The 12423-nt window shown below is 63.1% G+C and carries 13 protein-coding genes; all 13 read left to right on the top strand.

From position 1 onward, the window contains the following. Complete coding sequence (locus BWR19_18845) at positions 1–771, top strand: peptide ABC transporter ATP-binding protein (GenBank protein APX94812.1); 771 nt, start codon at positions 1–3, stop codon at positions 769–771. A 547-nt stretch (positions 772–1318) separates the two neighbouring features. Continuing rightward, positions 1319–3223 (top strand): tRNA uridine-5-carboxymethylaminomethyl(34) synthesis enzyme MnmG, encoded by a 1905-nt coding sequence (locus BWR19_18840; GenBank protein ID APX94811.1) that lies wholly within the window; start codon positions 1319–1321, stop codon positions 3221–3223. After that, positions 3220–3858: a 16S rRNA (guanine(527)-N(7))-methyltransferase RsmG gene (locus BWR19_18835; GenBank protein APX94810.1), complete on the top strand. Its 639-nt coding sequence runs from the start codon at positions 3220–3222 to the stop codon at positions 3856–3858. Before BWR19_18840 ends, BWR19_18835 begins: the two co-directional genes overlap by 4 nt. A gap of 40 nt (positions 3859–3898) precedes the next feature. Beyond that, the gene (locus tag BWR19_18830; GenBank protein ID APX94809.1) at positions 3899–4669 is read left to right on the top strand and encodes a chromosome partitioning protein; all 771 of its coding nucleotides are present in this window, start codon (positions 3899–3901) and stop codon (positions 4667–4669) included. 34 nt (positions 4670–4703) lie between these two features. Next, positions 4704–5618, top strand: coding sequence for a chromosome partitioning protein ParB (locus BWR19_18825; GenBank protein ID APX94808.1), 915 nt, complete (start codon positions 4704–4706; stop codon positions 5616–5618). 210 nt (positions 5619–5828) lie between these two features. Further along, on the top strand, positions 5829–6221 hold the full coding sequence (locus BWR19_18820; GenBank protein APX94807.1) for a F0F1 ATP synthase assembly protein I: 393 nt from the start codon (positions 5829–5831) through the stop codon (positions 6219–6221). A gap of 17 nt (positions 6222–6238) precedes the next feature. After that, positions 6239–7066, top strand: coding sequence for a F0F1 ATP synthase subunit A (locus tag BWR19_18815; GenBank protein ID APX94806.1), 828 nt, complete (start codon positions 6239–6241; stop codon positions 7064–7066). Between the two features lie 75 nt (positions 7067–7141). Beyond that, positions 7142–7369 carry a F0F1 ATP synthase subunit C gene (locus BWR19_18810; protein ID APX94805.1) on the top strand — a complete coding sequence of 76 codons (228 nt, stop codon included), beginning with the start codon at positions 7142–7144 and terminating at the stop codon, positions 7367–7369. 76 nt (positions 7370–7445) lie between these two features. Continuing rightward, a complete protein-coding gene (locus tag BWR19_18805) occupies positions 7446–7916 on the top strand; it encodes a F0F1 ATP synthase subunit B (protein APX94804.1) in 471 nt (156 codons plus the stop codon). Between the two features lie 11 nt (positions 7917–7927). Then, a complete protein-coding gene (locus tag BWR19_18800; protein APX94803.1) occupies positions 7928–8464 on the top strand; it encodes a F0F1 ATP synthase subunit delta in 537 nt (178 codons plus the stop codon). A gap of 16 nt (positions 8465–8480) precedes the next feature. After that, the gene (locus tag BWR19_18795; protein APX94802.1) at positions 8481–10025 is read left to right on the top strand and encodes a F0F1 ATP synthase subunit alpha; all 1545 of its coding nucleotides are present in this window, start codon (positions 8481–8483) and stop codon (positions 10023–10025) included. 68 nt (positions 10026–10093) lie between these two features. Then, complete coding sequence (locus tag BWR19_18790; protein APX94801.1) at positions 10094–10981, top strand: F0F1 ATP synthase subunit gamma; 888 nt, start codon at positions 10094–10096, stop codon at positions 10979–10981. Between the two features lie 48 nt (positions 10982–11029). Further along, positions 11030–12406: a F0F1 ATP synthase subunit beta gene (locus BWR19_18785; protein APX94800.1), complete on the top strand. Its 1377-nt coding sequence runs from the start codon at positions 11030–11032 to the stop codon at positions 12404–12406. The last annotated feature ends 17 nt before the right edge of the window (positions 12407–12423 follow it).

Here is a 12423-nt window from a genome sequence, read left to right as displayed (position 1 = left end):
ATGACTACCCAATCCAACGCCGCGCCCCAACCCATCGTGCATATGCAGCAGGTCAACAAGCACTTCGGCAGCCTGCACGTGCTCAAGGACATCGAACTCAGCGTCGCCCCCGGCGAAGTGGTGGTGATCATTGGCGCCAGCGGTTCCGGCAAGTCGACGCTGATCCGCTGCATCAACGGCCTCGAGGAGTTTCAGGCCGGCCATATCGAGGTCGACGGCAACCCGCTGACTCCCCATGGCAAGAGCAGCAAGGCGCTGCAGACCATCCGCACCGAGGTCGGCATGGTCTTCCAGCAGTTCAATCTGTTTCCGCACCTCAGCGTACGCGACAACATCACGCTGGCCCCTCTCAAGGTCCGCGGGGTGAGCCACCAGCAGGCCAATGCCACTGCACAGCGGCTGCTGGAGCGGGTCGGCATCAGCGACCAGGCCGATAAGTACCCCAGCCAGCTCTCCGGTGGCCAGCAGCAGCGTGTGGCATTGGCCCGCGCGCTGGCCATGGAACCGCGGCTGATGCTGTTCGATGAGCCCACCTCGGCCCTCGATCCAGAGATGATCGGCGAAGTGCTCGACGCCATGCGTGAACTGGCGCGGGAAGGCATGACGATGATGATCGTCACCCACGAGATGGGTTTCGCCCGCGAGGTCGCTGACCGGGTGATCTACATCCACAGCGGACAGATTGTCGAACAGGGCCCCCCGGCCGAGGTATTCGACAATCCGCAGCATGCGCGTACGCAAAGCTTCCTATCGCGGGTTCTCAAACACTGATCAGCCGTCCTCACCACCACTTGAAAGGGCCAGTCGAGCATCGACTGGCCCTTTTTTTGGTGTTTTTCGGCCTGTGGACAAAAAAAATTCGCACGCTGCCATATCGCGCTCGAGACCCCGCCACCATGGTGTTGGTGAATATTTCACCAGACTGTGTGCGAGCGCGGTAACAACAGCCCGTGAGCTCGGTGGATAAACGGTGCACCGTAGCCGGTGTGCACAAGTCGTACTTCCATCCACAGGTTCCCAGCCTGATGTACGCAGCCGGTCCGCTGCTTTCCCATACGATGGTCAACACTCCAAAAGGCTGATAGAAATAGGGAAAAAACCCTTATCCACAGAAAGTGTCCACACCAGTAGTTACTACCACAACAGAACTTCTTTCTTACTCTACTTATTTTTAATCTTATCTACCCTGGGGTCACCAGGACGAGAACGAGGCGGTGTGGAAAACCCCTGACGGTTACCCACAGGAGGTTTATACTGGGCGGCCAATTTCCAGCATTGATCATTTTTTCGGCACCAGCGGTGCCATTCGAGGTGCAACGTGGATTACCCCGACCGCTTTGACGTGATCGTCATCGGCGGTGGCCATGCGGGAACCGAAGCCGCCCTGGCCTCCGCTCGCATGGGCTGTCAGACCCTGCTGCTGACCCATAACATCGAGACCCTGGGTCAGATGTCCTGCAATCCCGCCATCGGCGGGATCGGCAAGAGTCATCTGGTCAAGGAGATCGATGCGCTGGGCGGTGCCATGGCCCTGGCCACTGACCGGGGAGGGATCCAGTTCCGGGTGCTCAACGCACGCAAGGGGCCGGCAGTGCGGGCCACTCGCGCTCAGGCCGACCGCGTCCGCTACAAGGCCGCCATCCGCGGCATGCTCGAGCAGCAGCCCAACCTGACGCTATTCCAGCAGGCTGCCGGCGACCTGATCGTCGAGGGTGACAGCGTGCGTGGCGTGGTCACCGAAACCGGCATTCGCTTCCATGCGCAGAGCGTGGTGCTGTGTACCGGGACCTTCCTCGGCGGGGTGATCCATATCGGCCTCGACCAGAGCCGTGGCGGACGCGCCGGCGACCCGCCCTCCAATGCCCTGGCCGAGCGGCTGCGGGCACTGCCGTTCAACGTGGCACGGCTGAAGACCGGCACGCCACCGCGGCTGGATGCCAAAAGCGTCGATTTCAGCCAGCTCGAAGAACAGCCCGGCGACACTCCGACCCCGGTGATGTCCTATCTCGGCGGTCGCGAGATGCATCCGCGCCAAGTGAGCTGTCATATCGCTCACACCAACCAGCGCACCCACGAGATCATCTTCGCCAATCTCGATCGCTCACCGATGTATTCCGGGGTCATCGAAGGGGTCGGGCCGCGCTACTGCCCGTCGATCGAGGACAAGGTTCACCGCTTCGCCGACAAGGCCAGCCACCAGATCTTCGTCGAGCCGGAAGGCCTGGATACCCATGAGCTGTATCCCAACGGGATCTCCACCTCGCTGCCGTTCGATGTGCAGCTGCAGGTGGTACGCTCGATCAAGGGCCTGGAGAACGCGCATATCACCCGCCCGGGCTATGCCATCGAGTACGATTTCTTCGACCCCCGCGACCTCAAGCATTCGCTGGAGACCAAGTTTATCCACAACCTGTTCTTCGCCGGCCAGATCAATGGGACTACCGGTTACGAAGAGGCCGGCGCCCAGGGCCTGTTGGCAGGGCTCAATGCCGCGCGGAGTGCCAAGGGCCTGGAGAGCTGGTCGCCGCGGCGTGACGAGGCCTACCTGGGGGTGCTGGTCGACGACTTGATCAGCATGGGCACCCAGGAGCCCTACCGCATGTTTACCTCCCGCGCCGAATATCGCCTGCTGCTGCGCGAGGACAACGCCGACCTGCGGCTGACCGAGATCGGCCGTGAGCTGGGCCTCGTCGACGACGCCCGTTGGGCGGCCTTCAGCACCAAGCGCGAAGCCATCGAACGCGAGCAGGCACGGCTCAAGGCCAGCTGGGTACAGCCGGGCACCGCCGCTGGCAATGCTATCGCCGACAAGACCGGTCAGCCGTTGGCCCACGAGTATTCGCTGCTCGAGCTGCTCAAGCGACCCGAGCTCGAGTATCGCGACCTGGCTTCTCTGCCCGGCATCGACGGCCAGGCGGTCGACGACGCCGCCGTGGCCGAGCAGGTCCAGATCCAGGCCAAATACCAGGGCTATATCGACCGTCAGCAAGACGAGATCGACAAGCTCAAGCGCCACGAGGCCACGCCGCTGCCGGCCGAGCTGGACTATCAGCGGGTCGAGGGGCTCTCCCACGAAATCCGCCAGAAGCTCAGCGCGACGCGTCCGGCCACCCTGGCCCAGGCAGGCCGCATCCCCGGGGTCACGCCGGCGGCGGTGTCGATCCTGCTGATTCACCTCAAGAAACGTCGACTGCTCGACGACTCGCGGGTAGCCAACGGATGATCGATGCCGATATCGCTGCGCGGCTCGACGCCGGGCTGGCGCAGCTTGACATCGCCCCACAGGCCGCGCAGCGTGAACGCCTGCTCGGCCTGCTTGCGCTGTTGCACAAGTGGAATCGCGCCTATAACCTCACCGCGGTACGCTCGTTGGATGACATGGTGCCTCGTCATCTGCTCGACAGTGCCGCGGTATTAGCGTACGTCGACGGCCCGAGGCTGCTCGACGTTGGCGCAGGGCCGGGGTTTCCGGGACTGGTACTGGCGATCCTGGCGCCGCATCTGCAGGTCAGCCTGCTCGACAGCAACGGCAAGAAGGTGCGCTTTCAACGCCAGGCTGTGCTGGAATTGGGGCTCGATAACGTGACCCCGATTCAAGCCAGGGTCGAAGCGCTGGCGGTGCCGCCCTTCGATCAGGTGATTTCACGTGCCTTCGCCAGCCTCGACGACTTCGTGGCCTTGAGTGATCATCTACTCGCCAGCGACGGGCAGTGGCTGGCGATGAAAGGCCCTGGCGTCGAGGAGGAGCTGGCCGGTCTGCCGCCGGGTGTCTTGTTACGTCAGCGCCACGCGCTGCAGGTGCCCTTCGACAGCGTACAGCGGCAGCTGCTGGTGCTCGAACGCCACGGTCTCACCTAGGCCTACCCCCGGCAGGCCGGCACAAGGAAGGAAGTCGCTCGTGACCAAGATCATCGCCTTGACCAACCAGAAGGGTGGCGTGGGCAAGACCACCACCGCCGTCAACCTCGCCGCCAGCCTGGCGGCGCTGGATCGGCGCGTACTGCTGATCGATCTGGATCCTCAGGGCCATGCCACCATGGGCAGCGGTGTCGACAAGCACGAACTCGACGGCAGCGTGCTCGATGTGCTGATGGGCGACAAGCGCGCCACCGAGGTGATTCTCGACTGCCCCGAGGCCGGCTATGCGCTGCTGCCCGGCAACGGCGATCTGACCGCGGCCGAAGTCGAACTGCTCGATCGCGACCAGGGCCGTGAACGCTGTCTGCTGGAGGCGGTACGCGAGCTGGCCGCCGAATACGACGTGGTGCTGATCGACTGCCCGCCCTCGCTCAACATGCTCACCGTCAATGCCCTGACCGCCGCTGACGGCCTGCTGATCCCGCTGCAGTGCGAGTTCTATGCCCTCGAAGGCCTATCGGCGCTGCTCGATACCGTCGATCAGATCAAAGACAGCGTGAACCCCGATCTCGAGATCGTGGGTATCGTGCGCACCATGTTCGATTCGCGCAACAGCCTGACCCGCGACATCAGCAAGCAGCTGCGCGACTACTTCGGGGACACCCTGCTGAAGACTACCATCCCGCGCAACGTACGCGTCGCCGAAGCGCCCAGTCACGGCCTGCCGGTGACCAAATACGCGCGCTTCTCGCGCGGTAGCCAGGCCCATCGGGTGCTGGCCAAGGAACTGATTCGTCGTCTGTCGCTGTGAGCGACATCGCCATCTGCCAGTTGAGGAAGTGCCGATGACCCGTAAACGTGCCCTGGGGCGTGGCCTGGATGCTTTGATCGGTGGTGGTGCCCGACGCCGCGACGGTGAGCCGCTGGGCGAGGTCGATCTCGAGGCCGCTGGCGATTCCGCCGAGGCGGTGCCGGGTGGTGCCGACGAGCGCCTCGAGCGACTGCCGCTGGGGCAGTTGACGCGCGGCAAGTACCAGCCGCGCCGCGACATCCAGCCCGAAGCCTTGGAAGAGCTGGCCGATTCGATTCGCGCCCAGGGCGTGATGCAGCCGATCGTGGTGCGCCCCATCGGCGATGCGCGTTACGAGATCATCGCCGGCGAACGGCGCTGGCGCGCCGCCCAGCTGGCCGAGCTGGATACCATTCCCGCGGTGATCCGCGAGGTCAGCGACCAGGTGGCGCTGGCACTGGCGCTGATCGAGAACATTCAGCGCGAGAACCTCAATCCGATGGAGGAGGCGCTGGCGCTCAAGCGGCTGATGGAAGAGTTCGAACTGACCCAGCAGCAGACCGCCGATGCGGTCGGCAAGTCGCGTGCCCAGGTCGCCAACCTGCTGCGTCTGATGGCGCTCGACCCCGAGGTGCAGACCCTGCTCGAACGCGGCGACCTGGACATGGGCCACGCTCGCGCACTGCTGTCGCTGAGCGGTGCCAAGCAGCGCCGCGCGGCCCACGAGGTGGTCAACCGCGACCTCACGGTCCGCGATACCGAAGCGCTGGTCAAACGCCTCGCCGCTGGTGACCCCAAGAAAGCCGAGAAGCCCGCCGCCAGCCCCGATGTGGCGCGCCTCGAAACACGCCTCGGTGAGTTGCTCGGGGCCCCGGTCAAGATCCAGCACGGTCGCGGTGGCAAGGGCAGGCTGACGATACGCTATGCCAGCCTCGACGAGCTCGATGGGATTCTCGAGCACATCCGCTGAACAACGTAGCAGGCTCATCTATTTTGTCCCGGGTGTCTCCCCCATTGGTCATAAACGGGCGCCACATCGTGCAAAAACGGCACCGCCTTGGTTGAAGGTGGGGGGGGGCTTCCCTATAATCCGCGGTTGTTTGCTTGAACGATGGGCGTGACACGCTGCCGCGCAGGTGGGCTATTGCCGCCGGGACGGATTTCGCGATGAGGTACTGCAATGCACGTAAGCGCCCGGCGAAGAAGGCTGCCATGGCAGCGCCTGCCGCTGGCGCAGCTGATCGCGATCGCCGTGATAGGGATGTTGGCGCTAGCAGGCGGTGGTACCCAGGCCTTGCCCAGCGTGCTGCTGGGTGGGGGAGTGGCAGTGCTGCCTACGCTGTATTTCCTGTGGCGCGGATTGCAGGTGCGTGGCGGCAGGCGTCCCCGCATCAGCGTGGTTCGTTTCTATCAAGCAGCAGTCGGCAAGTTTGGTTTGACGGTGGCACTGTTCGTGATGGTGTTCATCGCAGCGCCCCCCTCAAACCCGACTTTTTTCTTTATCGCCTATGTGGCGGCCCAAAGCATGCATTGGCTGACTCCCTGGCTCTTGCGTGACCGGCCGACCCCCTGACTCGAGGTAAGCAGCGTATGGCAGCGGATAACGAAATGACCGCCATCTATTACATACAGCACCACCTCCAGAACCTGACCTTCGGCAAGCATCCGGACAACGGCTGGTCGCTGGCGTCCACGTCGCAGGAAGCGGTGGAAATGGGCTTCTGGGCGATCCATCTGGATACCATGGGCTGGTCGATCGCCATGGGGGCGCTGTTCATCTGGGTATTCCGCAAGGCGGGTCGTATGGCGACCACCGGGGTGCCCGGCGGGCTGCAGAATGCCGCCGAGATGGTCATCGAGTTCATCGAGAACCTGACCCGTTCGACCTTCCACGGCAAGAATCCGATGATCGCGCCGCTGGCGCTGACCCTGTTCATCTGGATCCTGCTGATGAACAGCCTCAAGCTGATCCCGGTGGACTACGTGCCCGAGATGTTCGGACGTCTCGGCGTCGAATACATGAAGATCGTGCCGACCACCGACGTCAACGCCACCCTGGGCATGGCGCTGGGCGTGTTCCTGCTGATCATCTACTCCAGCTGCCGGGTCAAGGGCGTCGCCGGGTTCGGCAAGGAGCTGGCGCTGACCCCCTTCAACACCTGGCTGTTGGCGCCGTTCAACCTGATCCTCGAGATCGTCGGTCTGCTGGTCAAACCGATCAGCCTGGGTCTGCGTCTGTTCGGCAGCATGTTCGCCGGCGAGGTGATCTTCATCCTCATCGCCCTGCTGCCGTTCTGGGCCATCTGGATGCTGGACGTGCCGTGGGCCATCTTCCACATCCTGATCGTTTCGCTGCAGGCGTTCATCTTCACGACGCTGTCGATCGTGTACCTGAGCGCAGCGCACGAGCATCACTAAGCATCACGAACCGAGCAACGATTGCAAACGCGGTAACTTTAAACCTGACCTCAACTTGAACTTAGGAGCACTACCATGGAAATCGTTTACATTGCTGCGGCCATCATCATCAGCGTCAGCGCCCTGACTACCGGTTTCGGCTTCGCCATCCTGGGCGGCAAGCTGCTCGAGACCACCGCGCGTCAGCCGGAGCTGGGCGACCAGCTGCAGACCCGCACCTTCATCATGGCCGGCCTGCTCGACGCCGTACCGATGATCGGCGTGGGTATCGCGATGTACCTGATCTTCGTCGTCGCCGGGTAACGAGTCACTGTGCCGAGCGCCCCGCGCTCGGCTCGCTTGTTTCCGGTCGCCACGAAACCGTCAGAGGTATCATCCTGTGAATATCAACATGACGCTTATCGGGCAGACGATCGCCTTCGCGATCTTTGTCTGGTTTTGCATAAAGTACGTGTGGCCACCGCTCAGCCAGGCGCTCCACGAGCGTCAGAAGCGCATTGCCGACGGCCTCGATGCCGCCAGCCGCGCCTCGCGCGACCTGGAGCTTGCCCAGGAGCAGGCCGAGCAGACGCTGCGTGAAAGCAAGGAGCAGGCCTCCGAGATTCTCGAGCAGGCGCACAAGCGCTCCACGCAGATGATCGAAGAAGCGCGCGAGCAGGCCCGCAGCGAGGGCGAACGCCTGGTGGCCAGCGCCCGCGCCGAGATCGATCAGGAGGTCAATCGCGTGAAGGATGAGCTGCGTGCTCAAGTCGCCACGCTGGCCCTGGTCGGCGCCGAGCGTGTTCTGGAGTCCTCCATCGACGAGAAGGCGCACCGCGAGATGCTCGACAAGCTCGCTGCCGAACTGTGAGGAGGTGATCCATGGCGGAAACATCTACCGTTGCCCGGCCCTACGCCAAGGCAGCGTTCGAGTACGCACGCGATCATCAGGCGCTGACGACCTGGTCCGAGTGGCTCAATGTCCTTGGCCAGGTCGTTGCCCATAGCGAGCTCAAGAAGGTGCTGTCGAGCCCCAAGCTGACCGACGCGCGCAAGGTCGAGCTGGTCATCGAGGTGGCCGACATCAAGCTCGATGACGACGCACGGCGCTTCCTCGAGACGCTGGCCAGCCAGGATCGCCTGGCCGCGCTGACGTCCGTCGCCGCGCAGTTCGAGGCCCTGCGGGCCGATCACGAACAGCGCGTCGACGTGACGGTGGTCTCGGCCTATGCGCTCGAAGACAAGCAGCAGAAAAAGCTCGCCAGTGCGCTCAAGAAGCGCCTGAATCGCGAAATCTCCATTACCACTCAGGTAGACCCGGCGCTGCTGGGCGGTGTGATCCTGCGTGCCGGCGATACCGTCATCGACGGTTCGGTACGCGGTCGATTAAACCGCCTGCGCGAGTCGCTCTACGCCTGAGTCTGAGGGACATGGCATGCAGCAACTGAATCCTTCCGAGATCAGCGACATCATCAAGCAGCGTATCGAGAAGCTTGACGTCGCATCCGAGGCCCGTAATCAGGGCACCATCGTCAGCGTCTCCGACGGCATCGTACGTATTCACGGCCTGGCCGACGCGATGTTCGGTGAGATGATCGAATTCCCCGGCAGCATCTTCGGCATGGTGCTCAATCTCGAGCGCGACTCCGTCGGTGCCGTGGTGCTGGGCGACTACCTGCAGCTCGAAGAGGGCATGACCGCCAGCTGTACCGGTCGCATCCTCGAGGTGCCGGTGGGTCCCGAGCTGATCGGCCGCGTGGTCGACCCGCTGGGCATCCCCATCGACGGCAAGGGCGACATCGACGCCAAGCTGACCGATGCGGTGGAAAAGGTCGCCCCCGGCGTCATCACCCGTCAGTCCGTCGACGAGCCGATCCAGACCGGTCTCAAGTCGATCGACGCCATGGTGCCGATCGGCCGCGGCCAGCGTGAGCTGATCATCGGCGACCGCCAGATCGGTAAGTCGGCGATCGCCATCGACGCCATCATCAACCAGAAGGGCAAGGGCGTCACCTGCGTCTACGTGGCCATCGGCCAGAAGCAGTCGACGATCGCCAACGTGGTGCGCAAGCTCGAAGAGCACGGCGCCATGGAGCACACCATCGTGGTCGCCGCCGGCGCTGCCGACCCGGCCCCGATGCAGTTCCTGGCCGCCTACTCCGGCTGCACCATGGGTGAGTACTTCCGCGACCGCGGCGAGGACTCGCTGATCGTCTATGACGATCTCTCCAAGCAGGCCGTGGCCTATCGTCAGGTATCGCTGCTGCTGCGTCGTCCGCCGGGTCGTGAAGCCTACCCGGGTGACGTCTTCTATCTCCACTCGCGTCTGCTGGAGCGCGCCGCGCGCGTCAACGCCGACTACGTCGAGAAGTTCACCAACGGTGAAGTGAAGGGCAAGACCGGCTCGCTGACCGCGCTGCCGATCATCGAGACCCAGGGCGGCGACGTCTCGGCGTTCGTTCCGACCAACGTGATCTCGATCACCGACGGTCAGATCTTCCTCGAGACCAACCTGTTCAACTCGGGCATTCGTCCGGCGATCAACGCCGGCTTGTCGGTGTCGCGGGTAGGTGGCTCGGCGCAGACCAAGATCATCAAGAAGCTCGGCGGCAGCGTGCGCCTGGCGCTGGCTCAGTACCGCGAGCTGGCAGCGTTCTCGCAGTTTGCGTCGGACCTCGACGAGGCCACCCGCAAGCAGCTCGAGCACGGTCAGCGCGTCACCGAGCTGATGAAGCAGAACCAGTATTCGCCGCTGTCGGTGGCCGAGATGGCGCTGTCGCTGTACGCCGCCAACGAAGGTCACCTGGATGATGTCGATGTCAGCAAGGTGCTGGACTTCGAACGTGCCCTGCACGAGTACATGAAGTCCGAACATGCCGAGCTGCTCGACAAGATCAACCAGACTGGCGACTACGGCAGCGAGATCCAGGAAGGCTTGAAGGCGGGTCTCGAGAAGTTCAAGGCGACTCAGAGCTGGTAATGCCGTGGGCCCGCTCTTCGGAGTGGGCCAGCATGCTTTCTGAGAGCCACGAACGAGGGTAGATCGCTATGGCAGCTGCAAAAGAGATACGCACCCAGATCGGGAGCATCAAGAACACGCAGAAGATCACCAGCGCCATGGAAATGGTGGCTGCGTCGAAGATGCGTAAAGCTCAGGACCTGATGAAGGCCAGCCACCCCTATTCGCGGTTGATCCGCGACGTGGTGGCGCATATCGCCGATGCCGACATGGATCCCGAGGACATGCACCCGTACATGGTCGAGCGCTCCGTGGAGCGGGTCGGCTATATCGTGGTGTCCACCGACCGCGGCCTGTGCGGCGGCTTGAACGTCAACCTGTTCAAGGCTGTCCTCAAGGATGCCAAGGCCTGGCGTGATCAGGGCGCAGAACTGGAGTTTTGTGCCCTGGGTACCAAGGCCAGCACGTTCTTCCGCAACTACGGGGGCAACCTCGTGGCAGCCAAGAGCGGACTCGGCGAATCGCCGCGGGTCCAGGACCTGATCGGTAGCGTCAAGGTCATGCTGGAAGCGTATGACGAAGGGCGTCTGGATCGGCTATTCGTGGTGTACAACGAATTCGTCAACACCATGACGCAACAGCCGGTGGTCAGACAGCTTCTGCCGCTCTCTCCCGACATTGGAGAGGCGCATGATGATGAAGAACAGACTCGTCCCGGAAGCTGGGACTACCTGTATGAGCCGGATGCCAAGGTGCTGCTGGACCGGCTGCTAGAGCGCTTCATCGAGTCGCAGGTCTATCAGTCGGTGGTCGAGAACACCGCCTGTGAGCAGGCTGCGCGGATGATAGCGATGAAGAGTGCCACCGATAACGCCGGTGGTCTGATCGACGATCTGCAACTGGTGTACAACAAGGCCCGTCAGGCCGCGATTACCCAGGAAATATCGGAGATCGTCGGTGGCGCAGCCGCCGTATAGCAGCTTGGGAAGCCAGGTTTCATTTGCAGGTATTTAAGAGGAACCAAGATGAGCGGACGTATCGTACAAATCATCGGCGCGGTGATTGACGTAGAGTTTCCGCGGGACTCAGTGCCCAAGGTCTACGACGCGCTGAAGGTCGCGGAAGTCGACACCGTGCTCGAGACTCAGCAACAGCTGGGCGACGGCGTGGTGCGGACCATCGCCATGGGCTCCACCGAGGGCCTCAAACGCGGCATGGACGTCGCCAACACCGGCGCAGCCATCTCCGTACCGGTAGGCAAGGAAACGCTGGGCCGGATCATGAACGTGCTCGGTGAGCCGATCGACGAGGCTGGCGACATCGGTGAGCAGGAGCGCATGCCGATCCACCGCAAGCCCCCCACCTATGCCGAGCAGGCGGCCTCCAACGAGCTGCTCGAGACCGGCATCAAGGTCATCGACCTGGTCTGCCCGTTCGCCAAGGGCGGCAAGGTCGGCCTGTTCGGCGGCGCCGGCGTGGGCAAGACCGTCAACATGATGGAGCTGATCCGTAACATCGCCACCGAGCACAGCGGTTACTCGGTGTTCGCCGGTGTCGGTGAGCGTACCCGCGAGGGTAACGACTTCTATCACGAAATGACCGAATCCAACGTTATCGACAAGGTGGCGCTGGTCTACGGTCAGATGAATGAGCCGCCGGGCAACCGCCTGCGCGTGGCACTGACCGGCCTGACCATCGCCGAGAAATTCCGCGATGAAGGCCGCGACGTACTGCTGTTCGTCGATAACATCTACCGCTACACCCTGGCCGGTACCGAGGTCTCGGCACTGCTGGGTCGTATGCCCTCGGCGGTAGGCTATCAGCCCACGCTGGCCGAGGAGATGGGTGTGCTGCAGGAGCGCATCACCTCGACCAAGACCGGCTCGATCACCTCCGTGCAGGCGGTCTACGTGCCCGCGGATGACTTGACCGACCCGTCTCCGGCGACCACCTTCTCGCACCTGGATGCGACCGTGGTACTGGCGCGCTCGATTGCCGAGCTGGGCATCTACCCGGCCATCGATCCGCTCGATTCCACCTCGCGTCAGCTCGATCCGCTGGTGGTCGGCCAGGAGCACTACGACACCGCCCGCGGCGTGCAGAACGTGCTGCAGCGCTACAAGGAGCTCAAGGACATCATCGCGATCCTGGGTATGGACGAGCTGTCCGATGAGGATAAGCTGGCCGTGTCACGGGCGCGTAAGATCCAGCGCTTCCTGTCGCAGCCGTTCTTCGTCGCCGAGGTGTTCACCGGGGCGCCCGGCAAGTACGTGTCGCTCAAGGACACCATCCGCGGTTTCCAGGGCATCCTCAACGGCGAGTACGACGAGCTGCCGGAGCAGGCCTTCTACATGGTTGGTTCGATCGACGAAGCCGTCGAGAAAGCCAACAACATGAAGTAAGGCCGTCCACCCAGAGA

Source organism: Halomonas sp. 1513, assembly GCA_001971685.1.
Taxonomy (GTDB): Bacteria; Pseudomonadota; Gammaproteobacteria; order Pseudomonadales; family Halomonadaceae; genus Franzmannia.
The sequence above is the reverse complement of the archived record's forward strand: the minus strand, read 5'-3'. Positions and strand labels throughout refer to the sequence as shown.